Source organism: Streptomyces avidinii, from assembly GCF_045161815.1.
Taxonomy (GTDB): domain Bacteria; phylum Actinomycetota; class Actinomycetes; order Streptomycetales; family Streptomycetaceae; genus Streptomyces; species Streptomyces avidinii.
Map to the genome: position 1 here is coordinate 501,123 of NZ_CP108863.1, position 16,446 is coordinate 517,568.

Sequence of the window (16,446 nt, forward strand, 5' to 3'; positions counted from 1 at the left end):
GCAGGACTACGGTGGCCTCATGACCGGTTCCCGCCCTCAGCCCCTCCTCTACCTCGATGTCGACGGCCCCCTGATCCCCTTCGGCGCCGGGCCGTACCCCTGCGGCGACGACGCCAATCCCCTGCTCGCCCGGATCGATCCCGCACTCGGACCCCGGCTGGCGGCGCTGCCGTGCGCGTTGGTGTGGGCCACCACGTGGATGGCGGAGGCCAACGAGTGCGTGGCGCCCCGGCTCGGTCTGCCGGAGCTGCCCGTGGTGGCCTGGCCGGAGCCGTCCGACGAGGACGGGCGGGGCGGGATCCACTGGAAGACCCCCGCCCTCGTAGCCCACGCGGCCGGGCGGCCCTTCATCTGGGTCGACGACGAGATCACCGCTGCCGACCGGACCTGGGTGGCCGACCGGCACCCGGACCGGGCGCTCCTGCACCGGGTCGATCCGGGACGGGGGCTGACCGGTTCCGATCTCGATGTACTGCGGACGTGGCTTCGGGTATGACTGCGCTCGGGGTGGCCGACACCGGGTCCACCGGCCGAGCAGGGTCTCAACGGGCCGTCGGCGTTGCCGCGCTCGGATCGGCCGCCCAGGAGGCGGCGATCAGGGAACGTTCCGCCGCCGCCAGGTGGGTGGCCGCGGCCAGCCAGGCCCAGGCGTAACCGTCCGGCGAGGGGTCGGCCAGGCGGCCGAAGACGTCGCGCGGACGGCGGTCGGCCTCGGCGGCCAGAGCGGCGGCCAGGTCCGCCGCCGCGGTGAGCCCGGCCCGGCGCAGCGGGCCGTACGAGGCGGCCGCCAGGGACGACGTACCCCGTGCGGCCTCGGCGAGGGCCCGGCGGCCCCCCGCCACCCCGGTCTCCAGGAGGCGGCGCACCCGCCACAGCGGGGAGTCGGCCAGCGGGTCCGGGACCTCGGCCGCCGGGAGCGGTACGGGGGCGGCCGCTCCCGCCGGGAAGTGCATGCCCTGGAGGCGGTCGTAGCCGAGGTCGGCCCGGCCCAGCCATTCCTCGGGCAGCCGCAGCGTGTACTCCGCTCCCGGTACCGGGCCGACGGCCAGGGGGCGGAGCGTGGCGGTACGGTCCAGGTCGGGGCGGCCCAGGACCCGCAGCTGTACTCCGGGGTGGGCGGCGATGCGGCGCAGGTTCTCCGTGTGCGCGAGCTCCGGGTGCGGGTGTGCGGGCAGCAGCCGCAGCAGGGGCCCGTCCGGGCGCGTCTCGCGGACGAGGAGGTGTTCGCCGGCCGCGCCGACGACCGTGACGTCGCAGCCGAGCAGCGCCGTCTCGGCTCCTTCCGGGTCGGCCGACAGCTCGGCGACGGCCTCGGCCGCCGGGCGGCCGAAGAGCGCCGCCGCGGGCCGCTCGGTCCAGGCGATCCCGGGCAGCGGGGTCGCCCTGACACCCCGTCCGGCGCCGAGTCTGCCCTCCGCGGAGACCGTCGCGCCGACGATACGCAGGCCCCCGCGGGCGAGGCCGGCATGGTCGAGGGTGGCACCGCCGAGGGCTACGGACGCGGAGCCGGCGCCGCGGGCGCGGGCCAGGCCGCCGGGGCGGACGTCCGAGACCGAGTAGCGGGTGCCGTCCGGGCCCAGCAGGTGGGTGACCACGCCGCCGTACCCGGTGGCGGAGAGCACCGGTTCCCGGCACAGGCCGTGCACCTGGAGGCTGCCGCCGGGCGCGTAGGTGCGGCGGGCGGTCCCGGTCAGCGCGGGGTCGGCCGAGCCGGAGGCCAGCATCCCGGCGGTGTAGAGGAGTTCGCGGACGGCTTCGGTGAGCTCGCCGAGCCGCTGGCCGGCCCGGCGTTCACGGGCGGCGCGCAGGCCGCGTACGACCCGTAGGGCGGCCGCTTCGGCGCGCGGCAGCCCGGCGAGGCGGGCGGTGTGCGCGGCACGCAGCAGCTCGGCCTGGACCACCGCTCCCCCGGCGGTGACTCCGGCGGCGAGGGCTTCGGCGGCCACCTGCCACAGGGCGCCGGCGGCGCGCAGCTGGGCCGCGGTGAGGGCCGGAGCGGGCTCGACGGGATCCGCGGGCTCGACCGGTCCGGCCGGTTCCGCGGACGCGCCGGACCCTGTGGACCCTGTGGATCCACTGGACGCGGTGGGCTCGCCGGACCCGGTGGGCTCGTTGGGCTCGGCCGCCGCGACCGGCTCCGGCGGGGCGTCCGCGAGCGGCGCCGCGCCCAGGGCTGCGGCCCGGTGCAGGCAACGCGGCGCCAGCAGGCAACTGCATGTGGCCTGTTCCGCCGTGGTGATCGTGCCCGCCGGGCCGGGGCTCAGGGTGACGAGCGCGTCCTCGCCGAAGCGGAGCGTGACGGTGCCGTCGGCCGCGAGGGTGGCGCCTGCCGCGCAGCCCTCGGTGGCGGCGTCCAGCTTCTTGCGCAGGCGGGGGGTGAGGTTCTCGACCGCTTCGGCGAGCACCTCGGGTGCGACGGGCGGCAGTTCGGTGCTCTCGGTGCTCTCGATGCTCAACGGGACTCTCCACGGAGGCGGTCGCCCACCCAGCGGGCGAGGGCGAGGGGACTGAGGGCGGCCACGGGCATGCCGGCCGCCACGAGTTGCCGCGCGACCGGGACCGAGTACCGGGGCGTCCCCTCGTCGTCGAGCGCGGCACAGCCCAGCAGGTGGGCGCCGGATGCGGCCAGCGCGCGGACCTCGCCGAGGAGCCCGCCGATCGGCGCGCCCTCCTCGAAGTCGCTGACCACGACGACCAGGGTGCGGCTCGGGACGGTGATCAGGGAGCGGGCGTGCGCGAGGCCGGCGGCGATGTGCGTGCCGCCGCCGACGCGGACCTCCAGCAGCAGGGAGAGCGGGTCCTCGACCCGGTCGGTGAGGTCCACGACCTGGGTGGAGAAGGCGAGGAAGTGGGTGGACAGGGTCGGTACGCCACCCAGCACGGCCGCGGTCAGGGCCGACCAGATGACGGAGGCCTCCATAGAGCCGGAGACGTCGACGACCAGGATCAGCCGCCAGTCGGCCTCGCGGCTCGCCCGGGTGCTGAAGACGGGCCGCTCCGGGACCACGACCACGCTGCCGTCGGCCCGGCGCCGGGTGTGCGCGAGGTTGGCGCGCAGGGTGCGGGCCAGGTCCAGCCTGCCGCCGGGGCGGCGGGTGGGGCGCGGGGTGGCCAGTCCGGACAGGGCCGGGCGCAGCCGGGTGGCGAGTTCCTTGGCCAGTTCGTCCACGAGCCTGCGCACCAGGGGGCGCAGCCGGGCGAGTTGGGCCTCCGGCATGCCGCCGGCGAGGGAGAGTACGGAGCTCAGCAGTTCCACCGAGGGCCGTACGGCCGCCGGATCGAGCTGGGTGAGCACATCGGTGCGGCCCGCTTCGGCCGCGCCCGCCAGCACCTCCTCCCGTACGTCGGCGCCGAACAGTGCCTCCAGCTCCTGCGACCACTCCCGGGCGGTGGGGAAGGAGGCTTCCTGGCCGCCGCCCCGGCCCCCGCCCTGGCCGAGGTCGAAGGCGCCTTCGCCGCGCCCGGCGCCGTAGAGCTCGTCCAGCGCGTGGGCGTAGCGGCGGGCGCCCGCGGGGAGCCGGTCGCGTTCGCGGCCGAGCAGCAGCCGCCAGCGGTCGGCCGGGGCGAGTCGCGGGCCGTCGGCCCGGGGGGCCCGCCCGCTGGGGACGGTGGGGGCTTCCGGGGCCGACGGCGCGGTCGCGGTCGGCGTGTCCGGCCCGGGCGGGGTGCCCGGCAGCGGGAGGGCCTTGAGGGCGGCGAGTCCGGCCGCGTCGGCGGCGGCCCAGAGGGCGAGCAGGGCGGGTGACGCGTCGAGCGCGAGGTCGATGCGGTCGCCGAGCCGTTCGGTGACGGTGTCCAGCAGCCGGTCGCGGGCGGCGGGCGAGAGGGCGTCGAAGCCCCCGCGCAGGGCGGGGAGCCGGTCGAGGAAGTCCTGGTCGGCGAGGTGCTCGACGCGGTCGAGCAGCGGGGTGAGAGCGGCCGGGGAGGACTGCAACAGGGGCCCGGCGGCCGTCAGGAGTCCCCCGAGCCGCCGGGTCAGGGTGCGGCGGCTGTCTGCGGTGCCCGCGCTGTCGATCCATCCGGCGGCACGGCCACCGAGCTCGGCTGCCGGGTCGAGGTCGAGCAGGACCCGTACGGCCAGGGCCGCGCCCTGCATCATCGGCGCCGCGGTGGCGGCGAGGTCGGCGAGGGCGTCGTCGGTGCGCAGGCCCAGGTGGTGGGCGGCGGCCCGGTCTGCGAGGGCCACGAGGGCGGCCGCGTCGGCGGGGTCCTCGCTCCCGGCCAGACCGGGCAGGCAGCGCACGGCCGCTTCGAGGAGGTCACCGGCGAGGGCGGCGGCGGTCGCCCGGGACTCGGCGGAGGTGCCGGGCAGGTGACCGCGGTGGAGAGCCTCCAGGAGGTCGAGGGCGTCGAGCAGTTCGGTCAGGGTCGCCGTCTGCGGCAGGGCGGTGGCCGCCTCGTGGAGGCGTACGTCGACCAGTTCGGGCAGATCGCACCGCGCGGCGGCGGCCAGCCCGGCAAGGATCTGCGCCGGGGTCGGCCCGCCCTCGGCGGCGGTCTCGCGCAGCGTTCCGGCGGCCGCCTGCGCGGCGGTGACTCCGCGCACCCCGGCGAGATCCAGCCGGGCCGGGACGGAGGGCGTCCAGGAGAGCCGCCACTTGGTGCCGAGGGCGGTGCCGTCGCCGGTGGCGGCGACGGTGAGGGGCTCGCCGTAGGAGGCGCCGCACACGAGGAGCCGTTGCAGCAGGACCTCACGGCGCCCGTCGAGGGCGGAGCGGAGCGGGTCGAGGCGGATCTCGCGGGGCGCGGGGTCCTCGGGGGACGGCAGCCGCAGCGCGGCGAGTTCGGTCTCGACGGAGGGGCCGAGGCCGGAGCGCGGGGCGTGCGGGGTGATCCGCCCGCGGGCGGTGCCGACGAGCACGGCCTCGAGGGCGCGGGCCAGCGCCCGGCCCCGGCCGAGCGGTTCGCCCTGGCCGAGGACGGTGGTGACGGCCTCGAGGAGTTCACCGCGGCCGGGCGCGGGCAGCTCCCGCAGGGCGGCGAGGTCGCAGGCGAGCCGCAGGGTCTCGGCGGCCTCGCCGGTGCCCGCGGTGTGCCCGGCGCGGCGCAGCTCCCGGCAGACCCCGGTGACGGCCACGGAGGCGGCCTCACGCACCCGGCCGGGGTCGCCGCCGGCTTCGAGGACGGCCTGCTGCCAGCGGGGATCGCGGATCCCGGCGGGGTAGCCGGAGCGGGAGTCGAGCAGGTCGAAGGAGTACGGCACGAAGGAGGTGACGGCCGCCGCCATGTCCACGGCCGTCCCCCCGGACCCGCCCTTCCCACCGTCCCGCGGCCCCGGCACGCCCCTCGGCCCGACCGGGTCCGGCCCGACGGACGTGCCCGGCCCGACTCCGGAACCGGAGCCGGAGCTGCGGCCGTGTGCGGCGCCGAGGTCGAGGGCGGGGCCGAGGCCGGAGCCGGCATCGGCATCGGGGCCAGAGCGGTGGCCCGAGTCGTGGGTCGTGGCCGGAGAACTGCCGGCGTCCCTGCCCGGGAGGACCGGGGCGTGGAACGCGCCGATCACCGCGGCCACGCGGTGGCCCGCGGCCACCGCGCCTGCGATCACGTTCCTCATGTGGGCCTCGCGGGCCAGGTCCGTCGCCGGGACGGCGCTCGTGTCCGCGCGCAGTGCCCAGCCGACGCCGAGCGCCGCACGCCGTACGGCTTCCGGTGCGCACCCCGGTGCGAGGACCTCGACGGCCCGGTCCCAGAGGTCGTCGCCGTCCCGGCCCGTGCCGGCGGCGGTGAGAGCGTCCGCGAAGGACCCACCGGGCCGCGGCCCTGCGAACGGCCCACCGGCAGGATCCGTGGCGGGGTCCGTGCCCCGCTCCGGGTCCAGGACCTGGCCCGAGGCCGAGGCCGTCGCCCGGGCCGGAGCGCCGGCCGGGGACTGTGCCGCGGCATGGCCCTGCGGCGGCGTCGCGGCCGGGTCGGTCCAGCCGCGGTCCGCCAGGGGGAGATCGCAGCAGATGACGGCCGCGCCGGACCGGCGGGCCCAGCGGATCGCGGCCAGCTCCGGGGAGAAGTCCGCGAACGGGTAGAACGCGAGGCGGCCGTCCTCCCCGGTGCCCGCGAGGGCGACCGGGGCGTGCGTCTCCGGGTCGGCGAGGTGCTCCAGCCAGGGCTGGAACTCCGCCGGGAGCTCGACGCACACCACGTCGGCGCCCGAGGCGTCCAGCAGGGCCGGTACCACCGCGGCCAGCGCGGGGCTGTGGTGGCGCACGCCGATGAGGTACGGCTCACGCGCCGCGGCGAGGGCGTCGACCTCGGCGCGCGGATCGGTGTGCCGATCGGTGTGCGGTTCGGTGTGCGTCAACGCAGGCTCCCGCGCAGGTCCCAGAGGCGGCGCCACATCGGTGAACCGTCCTCGGCACGGCGCCGGACCGGGCCGTCCCAGTACCCCAGCAGCCGTCCGTGGTCGGCCGGGTCGTCCTTGCGCACGACGCCCAGCAGGTGCCCCGGCAGCAGGTCCAGTACGTCCCCGCCCGGCAGGTACGCGGCGGCGACCCCGAGCGAGGCCGCCACCTGGACGGCTTCGGCGGTGGACATGACCGTACCGGGGCGCTCCACGTCCCAGCCCTCGGCGGAACGTCCGGAGCGCAGGTCGCGGAAGACGGTGACGAGGGCGTCGAGCACGGCGTCGTCCACCCCGAAGGCGGCTCCGGCCCGCTGGACGGCGGCGACCGCCTGGCGGCGGATCAGCGTGGCCTCGGCGTCCGCGTCGGCGATCGGGGCGACCGTCTCGAAGTTGAAGCGCCGCTTGAGGGCGGCGGACATCTCGGAGACGCCCCGGTCGCGCAGGTTGGCGGTGGCGATGACGGTGAAACCGGGGGCCGCGGCGACCACCGCGTCCTCGGTGGCGGTCAGTTCGGGCACGCTGATCCGCCGGTCGGACAGGATCGACACGAGCGCGTCCTGCACCTCGGGGAGGCAGCGGGTGATCTCCTCGACGCGGACGACGCGCCCGGTGCGCATGGCGGAGAGCACCGGGGAGTCGACCAGGGCGTGCGAGGTGGGCCCCTGGGCGAGCAGCAGCGCGTAGTTCCAGCCGTAGCGGAAAGCATCCTCCGTGGTACCGGCCGTGCCCTGCACCGTGAGGGCGCTGGTACCGCTGACAGCGGCCGCCAGCAGCTCGGACAGCATCGACTTGGCGGTACCGGGCTCGCCGGTGAGGAGCAGGCCGCGCTCGCCGGCCAGGGTGACGACGCAGCGCTCCACGAGGGCGCGTTCACCGACGAACTTGGGGGCGATGGCCAGCTTGGTCGGGAGTCCGGCGCGGCGCTTGGGCAGGGCCAGCTCGGCCCCGTCGCTGCCGCAGACGAAGGTGACGACGGCGCGCGGGGTCAGGGCCCAGCCGGGCGGGCGGGGGCCGGGGTCCTGGGCGGCGAGGAAGGCGAGCTCGGCGGCGTGGCGTTCCTCGGCGGGCAGCACCTGCCGAGCGGCGGGAGCGGTTTCTTCGGTGACGGTCATCGGGGTCTTCCTCTGGAACGTGTACGGAAGGTCGGTTCGGGGTTACGGAGGTACGGGAGTACGCGGGTGGCGGTGCAGGAGCCGGTTCGAGGGGCGCGGCGCACCTGCGGGCAGAGGCGCCGCGCCCTTCGAACGTGCCGGGCCGCTCTCAGCGGCGGCGGGCGCGGGTGCGCTTCACCTTGAGTTCCTCGAAGCGCGGCAGGTCGCCCTCCCGGACGCGCTGCCAGGCCCGGCGGAAGAGCTCCGCGGCCGGTTCGGCCGGGACCAGCACGCCCAGCGACGGCCGGTCACCGGCGCCCAGGCCGTACATGGGGAGCTTCCACTGCTCCACCGGGAGCATCGGGGAGGGCATGTCCGCCCAGCCGCCCGGCAGGAACAGCGAGCGCCCGGCCCGGCTGCGGCCGGCCGTGACCACCAGGTCGGTGGCGGCCAGTTCGGCGCGGGCGGCCTTGAGGCGGGCCGGCTTCCAGCCGGTCCACCGCGCGGTGTTGCGGTCGGTGGGGTCGGGCATGGCGAGCAGCGTGAGGTAGAGGGTGGCCGCGTCGGCGCCCAGGCCGTGCCGCTCGCTCACCTCCTCCACCAGCTCGGGGACGGAGCGGCTCGGGTCCTGCGGCCACCAGGTGCCGTCCGCGTCCGCCGCACCGGCCGCCGGGGCGCCCGGGTCGGCGAGCAGCGCGGCGAAGCGCGGGTCGTGTGCGGTGCGCAGCGCCGTCTCGGCGGCGGAGGGCCGCTGGTCGTCCCCGCGCAGCGCCGGCAGGTACGGGTCGGAGCCGGTGGAGTCGAGCAGGGCGGGGCGCAGGGCGGGCTTGGGCTGGTCGTCGTGGGTGGCCATGACGACGGCGCCGTACCGCTCGTAGCCCTCGCCGGTCTCGGTCGGCGTGCCGGCCGCCGAGCGGAAGGCGGGCAGGCTGGTGTAGTGCCCGATCTCCAGGAGCAGTTCGGGCGCGGCGAGCCGCTGCCGTACGGCGGTCAGTACGGGCGGCAGGGCCGCTCGTACGGCATCGCCCGCGGGCAGCCGGTGGGCCAGCCAGGCCGCCATGGCCAGGGTTCCGGTCAGGACGGACGCGGTGAAGGGGCTGGTGGCCGGTTCGCGGGGCTCCACGTGGTCGCCCTTCACGGTCCAGGCCACGTCGACGGACAGCTCGCGGGAGGCGGCCGGGTCGAGCAGTGCGGCCAGGGCGCGGTGCGCGGGCCAGCTGCCGCCCACGGCGCGCGCGGCTTCCGTGGCCAGCCAGTCGGGCACGGGGGTACGCCGGCCCACGCGCCGGTTCCAGACCTCCGCGGCGGCGGCGACGTCGGGTCCCTCGCTCCACAGCTTCGCGGGATCGGCGGGGAGCAGGGCTCCGACGACGGCGCGCCGCAGCTCGGCGTCGAGGGCCTTGAGCTCGTCGCGGGCGTGGGCGGCGTCGGCGGCCTTGACCCCGAGGGCGGTGCGCAGTTCGGGTTCCAGGAAGTTGCGTTCGTAGCTGTCGACGGCCGGGAGTCCGGCGAGCACCAGGCGGGCGAGGGCGCCGGAGACTCCGGTGAGCCGGGAGAACTCCTCCGCGGCTTCGGGGCGGAAGGGCGCGGGGCCGTGCTCGGCGGCCGCGCCGAGGAGGGCGGTGAGCCAGCCGGCGCCGCGTTCGCGGTCGCCGAGCGGGGCGTCGCCGCGCACGGTGTAGGGGCCGGGGACGGTGAAGCGGCCGGTGGGGTCGTACAGCAGGGCGCCGAACTCGTGGCCGTCGGGCACGGATTCGCTGTGCTCGGTCAGCGCGAGGACGGCTCCGCCGCCCAGCGGCAGCAGGCTGCGGTGGTGGACGTTGCGTTCGCCGTCCGGTGTGAGCAGGTGCTGCCGGTCGAGGCGGAGCAGGACCCGGCGCCAGTGGTCGGCCGAGTCTTCGGCCGAGGCCAGGCCGAGGGCGTCGACGGCGCCGAGGAGGGTGAGCAGTCCCTCCCGTTGTTCGTCGGTGGGCGCGAGGGTGACGGCCCGGTAGGCGACGGCCGCGGGCTGGTCCAGCAGCGGTGTCCACGTGAAGGACCAGTACGGCAGTGCGGGCGTGTCGAAGTGCAGCAGCCCGGGCACCGGGGCGGCGTCGGTCCGCGTGCGGGCGGCGTCGAGTCGGGTCAGCGTGTAGTGGGCGGCGTCGCTCTCGCCGTTCCAGCGGTAGTAGCCGGGACCGATGAGGCCGCTGAGCCCCTCGGCGATCAGCCGGTCCCCGGGACCCTGCTCGCGCTCCTCGGCGGCGGTGGTGTCCGGGTGGAGCCGGGCGGCGATCGCGTCCAGGGACTTCTGCTGGGTCAGGGTGAAGCGCAGGACCTCGACGATCCCGCCGATGATCTCGGGGGCGGTGATCCGCGGCAGGGCGGCGCTCACCAGGTCGGGCAGGTCTGCGGCCTTCTCGGCCGCGGCGGCGGACTTGAGCAGGGCGGCCACGGTCTCCCGGTCGGCGGCGCGCAGGGCGGCCGAGCCCTCGGTGTCGCGGGGGCGCAGGGCGTACCAGTGCGACAGCGGCGGAAGGTCCACGCTGCCCGTGCCGAAGGCGGCGCGGCGGCGGTGGCCGTCGCGCGACCGGGCGGTGACCACACCGTCCGGGTCGGTGATGCTCAGCTCCTGCCAGTGCTGGGACAGAGCGCGGGGCCGGTCGTCGCCGGGGAGGACGAGGGCGGCGACGGGCATGTCGCGGCCCTCGGGCACGGTGACGGTACGGCCGCCGGTGTCGGTGCCCTCCCAGCCGTTGCCGGGGACGCGTACGGTGCGCCAGCCGAGCAGGCCGTCGGTGGGCTCGCCGAGCACCGAGCCGGCCACGGTGGGCGTCGGCCGCAGCCGGTTGCCGTGCGCGGCACGGCGGATGTTCTCCGGGTGCGCGCGCTCGGCGTCGGCGAGGAAGGCGGGCAGGGAGAACCTGCCGTAGGCCGCTCCGACGGGGTCGTACTCGAGCCAGCCGCTGTCGTTGGTCTGGTCGCGCCGCTGCCACACCCAGTACGAGGTGCCGTCGGACAGCAGGGGCCGTTCGTCCGGCAGCTTCGTGTCGCCGCGGTGCAGGACTCCGCCGCCGGTGGCGCGCCCGCCGCCCGGGAGCGGCAGGGAGAGGTGGTCGCTGCGCAGCGACCAGTGGTTGCGGTCGGTCTCCAGGGTGAAGACGGTGCCGGGCGAGTGGTGCCAGTAGCCCTGCGTCCCGTTGGTGTTCCAGGAGGACCAGAAGACGAGCAGTTCACCGTCGACGTAGTGGAAGCCGTGGTTGTACGAGGTCCCGGTCGGCACCCGCAGGTCGTGCGTGAGGAGGGTGGAGTCGGCGTCGATGACCCGGACCTGGGTCTGGTTGGCGACGATCAGGTACGGCCAGGCCTCCACCACGTTCAGGGCGTCCCGTCCCCGGGCGGGGGCGAGTTCGGCGAGGGCCTCCTCCCAGGAGGGCCAGGCCAGCTCCTCGAAGAGTCCGCCGCGCAGGGTACGGGCGAGGGTTTCGGCGAGGTCCGCCGCCGCGGCGGCGGCCACTTCCTCGGGGGCGAGTTCCAGGGCTTCGTGGGGCAGCCAGCTCAGGCGGGCGATGGCCTCGGGGACCCCGGGCAGGCCGGCGGCGGTGGAGGCGAGGGCGACGTCGCGCATCCACGTGGCCAGCAGCGGGCGACCGCCGGGCGAGGCGGCGACGCAGCGGACGACGTCGGCGCAGCCGTCGCCGAGGCTGCTCAGCGCACGGCGGAAGGCGGGGTGGAAGCGCTGGTCCGCGGCGAGGGCGAGCAGGTCGCGGCGCTGGTCGCCGTCGGCCCACTCGGACAGGTTCAGGTGGTCGTACCGGCGGCGGCGGTTCTCGGTCCCGGCCTCGGGGTCCGCGACCGGGACGTCCAGGGCGAGCAGCAGGTCGAGGAGGTCGGTGTCCTCGACGCCGATCCGCAGGCCCGCCTCCCGTTCGGGCCGGTCGAGTTCGGTGCGCAGCTGTTCGGCGCACCGTTCGACGAGGTCGAGGAGGAGCGGGAGGGTGGGGCGGCGGCCCCAGCCGGAGTGGCGGGCGGCGTGGAAGCGCTCCAGCCAGCCGGCCGTGCCGTCGGCACAGCGCTGCTCGGCGGGGAGGTCGCCGTCGGTGAGCCCGGCGGTGGCGCCGCACTCCTCCAGGATCTCCAGCCACAGGGCGGTGAACTCGCCGCCGTCGCCGCTGGGCGGCGTCAGCCCGAGGAGCGTGCCGCGGACGGCGGGAACGCGGCGGGCGAGTGCGACGAGAGCGCCGCGGTGGGCCTTCCACCAGCCGAGCGCGGCGCGCAGGGTCGCGGGCAGGGGCAGCAGTTCGGCGAGGTAGTCCTGTTCGGGTTCGGTGCCGGTCAGGCCCGCGGCGCGGGCGAGGCGGCGCAGTTCGGCGGCGGCCTGGGCGGAGGGCGGCAGGCCGCCCGCGGTGCGGCGTACGCACAGGCGGCGGAAGCGCTCGTAGGCCTCGGCGGGGGTGACGCGGCCGGCCAGGGCCTTGCCGTAGCCGGTGAGCACCTTCACCGGCAGGGCGCCGACGAGGGCGAATTCGAGGAAGACGGCGTCGAGGCGGTCCTCGTCGATGGCCAGCCCGTACTGGGCCTCGGCGGCGCGGGCACGCCCGAACAGCTGCGCGGCGTAGGTGGTGTTCTCGACGGCGAGGAAGAAGCGCGCGGCCTGCTCGTGGAAGAGCGGCAGGAAGTGCGGGACGGCCGCGGCGAGGCGGCCGGCGAGTTCGAGGCAGGCGTCGAGGGCGGCCTTGGGCTTGGTCTTGGCCTGCCGGGCGATGCGGTCGAGTTCGGGGACGACGGCGAGGGCGTGGTGGCCGTCCTCGGGGTGGTGGACCAGGACCCATTCGGGGAAGCCGAGTGCCTGGCGCTTGCTCAGCCCGACGACGGGCGGCTCGCCCTCGTCCCGAACGAGTCCCAGGAAGCCGGCGGCGAGGTCCTCGGCGGCGCCCAGTTCGGCGGGAGCGAGCCGGACCACGACGCGGTCGTCACCGAGACCGGGGTGGCGGTAGGAGCGCGCGGTCAGGTCCACGGCGCCGGGCCCGGCGCCGGTGGTGTCGCGCGGCAGTACGGCACCGGCCTTGAGCAGCAGTTCGGCCTTGTTCATGTCGATGTCTTCCTGGTGCGTGCTCACGCGTCCCCGCCCTCCTCGATCTTGCGCCCGGCGTACAGTGCCGCGGCCATCCGCATGCCTTCGGACCAGGCCACCGGTCCGACCTCGGTCAGGCGTACCGCCCGGCCGTCCTCGTCGTGCCAGCTCAGTGCGCCGGTGGTCGTCTCTTCGTCGTAATAGGGTTCGCCGATCCACACGTTGGCCTCGGTGGTGGCCCCGGAGTCCCGGACCTTGCAGGTGGCGTAGCCGCCGGAGACCCGGTAGCCGAGGCTCGTGGCCCGGGCGGCGAGGCTGAAGCGGGTGGGGAAGACCCCGCCCGCGTAGTCGCGGACCTCGGTGGCGGTGGCGGTGGGGGCGGCCTCGGCGGGCTTGTGCCAGGTCGCCCGGTGGATCTGCTCGACCCGCTGCACGATGCCCAGCTCGGCCGCGAAGTCCCGTACGTCGTCCAGGTCGGGCAGCAGCACCGGGTGCGGGAGGGTCACCGTGCGCGGGGAGAGCCGTACGGTCTCGCCGTCGAGGTTGACCACCTTCAGCTCGCCGGAGGCGGTGGCGTCCCGCAGGAAGCCCACCTCGTCCGGGTCGTCGCCGAGGACGGCCACATCGCGCAGGGCGCTCTGCCAGGCCTCGTCCGGCCAGACCCGGGCGAGCAGTTCGGTCGGCACCGGCAGCGAGGACACCATCCAGCTGTCGACCTGTGCGATGCAGGCCGCCTCGTGCCGGTCGAGCCATTCGGCCAGCCTGCGCAGCCGGTCCACCTCGGGATGGTCCTTCAGTGCCTTGGGCAGTGTCTTCAACTGCCGTCCCGCTGTCCGCCCGGTGGCGGACCTCGCCGCCACCCGTCCCTCCACCAGGGCGATCTCGTACCCCTCGCCCGCTGCCAGCCAAGCCATCAGACCGTGCCCCTCCGCCTGTCCCGTCCGGTTCCGCGCAGCCCTGACAGGGGGGAGCCGACCCCCTGAGCTGCGGTATGCCGGGAGACTAGCGAGGGCCACTGACAACGCCCACCCGAGGGCCCTCGGTAGGTTGAATGTCCGGTTCTGGGTAGTGTTTCCGGGACAGCGCGCACAGCGGTACCGGCTCGGGGTGGGGTTATGGGACGTCAGATACGTGTGTCCGGTGCGGTGCTGGTGGCGCTGCTGCTGGCGGGCGCGGCCGGTTGCTCCGATCCGGTCGCGCCGGGCGGCGGGGACCCGAAGGCGTCCGAGTCCGCGGGCTCGCCCTCCGCCCCGGCCCCGAAGTCACCGGGCGGCGACGCCAAACCGGCCGGCGGGGACGTACTGCCGGGCATGGTAGGCGCCGCCGAGGCGCGGACCCGGTTGGCGGCGCTCAAGGTGGCCCCGGTCGGCACGATGGCCGGCTACAGCAGGGACAGGTTCACGCACTGGGCGCAGCAGGGCAACAAGTGCGACACCCGCGAGGTCGTCCTCAAGCGCGACGGCACCGGGGTCGCCCAGGACGCCGAGTGCAAGGCGGTGTCCGGCAACTGGAAGAGCCTCTACGACGGGGTGGTCGTCACCGAGGCGGGGAAGATGGACATCGACCACATGGTGCCGCTCGCCGAGGGCTGGCGCTCCGGTGCGGCCGGCTGGGACTCCGCCCGGCGCAAGGCCTTCGCCAACGACCTGACCCATCCCCAGCTGCTGGCCGTGACCGCGGCCTCGAACCGCTCCAAGGGCGACCAGAGCCCGGACCTGTGGCAGCCGCCGGACAAGGCGAGCTGGTGCCAGTACGGGCGGGCCTGGACCACCGTGAAATCCACCTACGAACTGACCGTCACCGAAACGGAGAAGAAGATGCTCACCACGATGCTGGACACCTGCGGCTCATGACGCGGCCGCACCGGTGGCAGGACGAGGTGCTCGCCGGGCCGGGCGGCGCCATGACCGACGAGGTCGGTGTGATCACCGGCCCGCTGACGCTGCGCAGCACCGAGGCGGCCGGGGGGCTGGTCCGGTTCGACGTCCAGTACAAGGACGCCGACGAGTGGTACACGCTCACGGGCAGCCCCCGGCCCCACCGCGGCGACCCGGCCGCCCTGCACGCCGCCGCCCTCGCGGCGATCCGCGCGGGCGGCGGGGCGCAGGCCCCGGGCTGAGAGGCCGGCTCGGAGGACGGCCGGAGGCCGGCTCGGAGGACGGCTCAGAGGACGGCGATGCCCAGCGGCCTGGCGCCCGCCGCGAGTCGGCGGGTCGCTCCGCTGTCCAGGTCGACGACCGTGATGCCGTTCCAGTAGCCGTCGCGGGTGTGGCCGCCGGTGACGTACGCGGTCCGGCCGTCCCGGGAGACGGCCACGTCCTCGTGCGGGCCCTGGAGCGGGTGCACCCGCTCCGCGCCGTCCGGGGAACGGACCGTCAGGGACGGACCCCTGCCGTCGCCGGGCCGTACGGCGCCCGTGCCGACCACCAGGAGCCGGCCGTCGGGCGTGAGCGCTGCGCCGTGCTGGTGGGTGTCGGCGGTCATCGGCTCGATGCCGGTCCGCCCGGTCCGCGGGTCGACCACCGCGAGCCGCTCGCCCTCGAAGGGGAGCAGCAGTTTTCCGTCGGACGGGCGGACGACGGCGTAGTGCGGCTTCAGCCAGGAGCCGAGCCCGCCCTCGGTGCCGTACGGGGCCACCTCGATCCGGCGGGGGCTCAGTGAGTCGGCTGCCACGACGGTGACGTCGAAGGAGTCGTGGCCGGTGACGTAGACCTCGACGCCGTCCCGCGACACGTCCACGTCGAAGGGGCGGCGGCCCACGGGCACCACGGCGGTGACCTCGCGCCGCGCCGTGTCGAGGACCTCCAGGACCCCGGTGGTGCCGGGCACGTTGACCCCGGTGTAGGCGTGCGCGCCGTCGGGCGACAGTGCGATGCCCATGCCACCGCCGCGGTACTCGCCGTCGGTGACGGGGCCGGTGCCGGTGCGGTACGGGATCAGGGCCACCCGTACCCGGGTGCGGGTGTCGACCACGGCGACGCCCTCGGCGGTGGCCACCCAGGCACGGCCGTCCGCGCCCACGGCCAGTCCGTACGGGGCCCTGCCCACGGTGACCGAGGCGACGGCGCCGCGCCCGGGGTCCACGAAGGTCACGGTGCCGGCCCCGAAGTCGGCGGTCAGGAGCAGCCCCTGCGGGGTGGGCGCGGCGGCGGGCAGCGGGTCGGCGGCAGAGGGCGCCGGAGCGGGCGTCGCGGACACCGCGTTCTGGCTGCAGGCGCCGAGCAGCAGGGCCGCGGCGAGCGCCGCGAGGGCGCCGCGCCCGCGCCTACGGGTACGGGTACGGGCGCCCGGCGTGCGGGGGTTCATCGGCCCGACCCGGCTTCCGCCCGGTCGACCGCCGCCTTCAGGGTCCGCGCCATCCCGCCGAAGCCCCGGCGGGCGGCGTGCTCGTACGGGGTCACCCCGTCGTGGTCGGGCAGCCGGGGATCGGCGCCCGCCGCGAGCAGGAGCGCGACGACCTCCTCGTGGCGCGCGCCGCCGTCGCCCAGGATCACCGCCTCCAGCAGGGCGGTCCAGCCGAGCCGGTTGATGTGGTCGACGTCGATGTCCGTCTCGTCTAGCACGGCGCGCACGTACGCGGTGTGCCCGCGCTCGGCGGCCGGGACGAGGCAGATCACGCCGAAGCGGTTGCGCTGCTTCAGGTCGGGTCCGGCGGGCAGCAGCAGGCGCATCATCCGCACGCTGCCGGTGACCCCGGTGACCAGCCAGGGGCTGTCCTGCCGGGAGTCCGGCGCGTTCGGGTCGGCTCCGGCGGCGACCAGCAGTTCGGCCACGGCCACGTGGTCGCCGAGCGCGGCGAGCAGCAGGGGTGTGCGCAGCTCCTCGTCGCGGGCCTCCACGGCCGCGCCCGCGGCGAGCGCCGTGCCCACGGCCGCCGCGTCGCCGCGGCGGGCCCCGTCGAGGAGGAGTCGGTCGTGCGCGTTCATGGTGTCCCTCTCGGCTCCGGGCGGGGAGGGCCGGGTACG

General features: G+C 76.4%; 10 protein-coding genes. 3 read left to right on the forward strand and 7 right to left on the reverse strand.

Going from position 1 to position 16,446, the window contains the following annotated elements:
- Positions 1–19: 19 nt before the first annotated feature.
- The gene (locus tag OG373_RS02390) at positions 20–496 is read left to right on the forward strand and encodes an HAD domain-containing protein (RefSeq protein ID WP_405435434.1); all 477 of its coding nucleotides are present in this window, start codon (positions 20–22) and stop codon (positions 494–496) included.
- A 46-nt stretch (positions 497–542) separates the two neighbouring features.
- Here the strand turns inward: OG373_RS02390 and OG373_RS02395 are convergent, their stop codons facing one another.
- From OG373_RS02395 to OG373_RS02415, 5 genes are all read right to left on the reverse strand, one after another.
- Positions 543–2,456 (reverse strand): hypothetical protein, encoded by a 1,914-nt coding sequence (locus tag OG373_RS02395; protein ID WP_405435436.1) that lies wholly within the window; start codon positions 2,454–2,456, stop codon positions 543–545.
- Positions 2,453–6,295 carry a vWA domain-containing protein gene (locus OG373_RS02400; protein ID WP_405435437.1) on the reverse strand — a complete coding sequence of 1,281 codons (3,843 nt, stop codon included), beginning with the start codon at positions 6,293–6,295 and terminating at the stop codon, positions 2,453–2,455. Before OG373_RS02400 ends, OG373_RS02395 begins: the two co-directional genes overlap by 4 nt.
- Positions 6,292–7,449 (reverse strand): AAA family ATPase, encoded by a 1,158-nt coding sequence (locus tag OG373_RS02405; protein ID WP_405435439.1) that lies wholly within the window; start codon positions 7,447–7,449, stop codon positions 6,292–6,294. Before OG373_RS02405 ends, OG373_RS02400 begins: the two co-directional genes overlap by 4 nt.
- A 148-nt stretch (positions 7,450–7,597) precedes the next feature.
- Positions 7,598–12,499 (reverse strand): DNA-binding protein, encoded by a 4,902-nt coding sequence (locus tag OG373_RS02410; protein ID WP_405443907.1) that lies wholly within the window; start codon positions 12,497–12,499, stop codon positions 7,598–7,600.
- 23 nt (positions 12,500–12,522) lie between these two features.
- Positions 12,523–13,395: a DUF4132 domain-containing protein gene (locus OG373_RS02415; RefSeq protein WP_405435440.1), complete on the reverse strand. Its 873-nt coding sequence runs from the start codon at positions 13,393–13,395 to the stop codon at positions 12,523–12,525.
- 201 nt (positions 13,396–13,596) lie between these two features.
- Here OG373_RS02415 and OG373_RS02420 point away from each other — a divergent pair, with 201 nt between their 5' ends.
- Both OG373_RS02420 and OG373_RS02425 read left to right on the forward strand, forming a co-directional pair.
- The gene (locus OG373_RS02420; protein ID WP_405435442.1) at positions 13,597–14,334 is read left to right on the forward strand and encodes a DUF1524 domain-containing protein; all 738 of its coding nucleotides are present in this window, start codon (positions 13,597–13,599) and stop codon (positions 14,332–14,334) included.
- On the forward strand, positions 14,331–14,600 hold the full coding sequence (locus OG373_RS02425; RefSeq protein ID WP_405435444.1) for a hypothetical protein: 270 nt from the start codon (positions 14,331–14,333) through the stop codon (positions 14,598–14,600). Before OG373_RS02420 ends, OG373_RS02425 begins: the two co-directional genes overlap by 4 nt.
- A gap of 44 nt (positions 14,601–14,644) precedes the next feature.
- Here the strand turns inward: OG373_RS02425 and OG373_RS02430 are convergent, their stop codons facing one another.
- Positions 14,645–15,787 (reverse strand): hypothetical protein, encoded by a 1,143-nt coding sequence (locus tag OG373_RS02430; protein ID WP_405435445.1) that lies wholly within the window; start codon positions 15,785–15,787, stop codon positions 14,645–14,647.
- Positions 15,784–16,407 (reverse strand): ankyrin repeat domain-containing protein, encoded by a 624-nt coding sequence (locus OG373_RS02435; RefSeq protein WP_405435447.1) that lies wholly within the window; start codon positions 16,405–16,407, stop codon positions 15,784–15,786. Before OG373_RS02435 ends, OG373_RS02430 begins: the two co-directional genes overlap by 4 nt.
- Between the last annotated feature and the right edge of the window lie 39 nt (positions 16,408–16,446).

Bases quoted from the DNA above. Each gene is read 5' to 3' on its own strand.
- OG373_RS02390 (WP_405435434.1), top strand. From the start codon at position 20: ATGACCGGTTCCCGCCCTCAGCCCCTCCTCTACCTCGATGTCGACGGC.
- OG373_RS02405 (WP_405435439.1), bottom strand. From the start codon at position 7,449: ATGACCGTCACCGAAGAAACCGCTCCCGCCGCTCGGCAGGTGCTGCCC.
- OG373_RS02410 (WP_405443907.1), bottom strand. From the start codon at position 12,499: ATGAACAAGGCCGAACTGCTGCTCAAGGCCGGTGCCGTACTGCCGCGC.
- OG373_RS02415 (WP_405435440.1), bottom strand. From the start codon at position 13,395: ATGGCTTGGCTGGCAGCGGGCGAGGGGTACGAGATCGCCCTGGTGGAG.
- OG373_RS02420 (WP_405435442.1), top strand. From the start codon at position 13,597: ATGGGACGTCAGATACGTGTGTCCGGTGCGGTGCTGGTGGCGCTGCTG.
- OG373_RS02425 (WP_405435444.1), top strand. From the start codon at position 14,331: ATGACGCGGCCGCACCGGTGGCAGGACGAGGTGCTCGCCGGGCCGGGC.
- OG373_RS02430 (WP_405435445.1), bottom strand. From the start codon at position 15,787: ATGAACCCCCGCACGCCGGGCGCCCGTACCCGTACCCGTAGGCGCGGG.
- OG373_RS02435 (WP_405435447.1), bottom strand. From the start codon at position 16,407: ATGAACGCGCACGACCGACTCCTCCTCGACGGGGCCCGCCGCGGCGAC.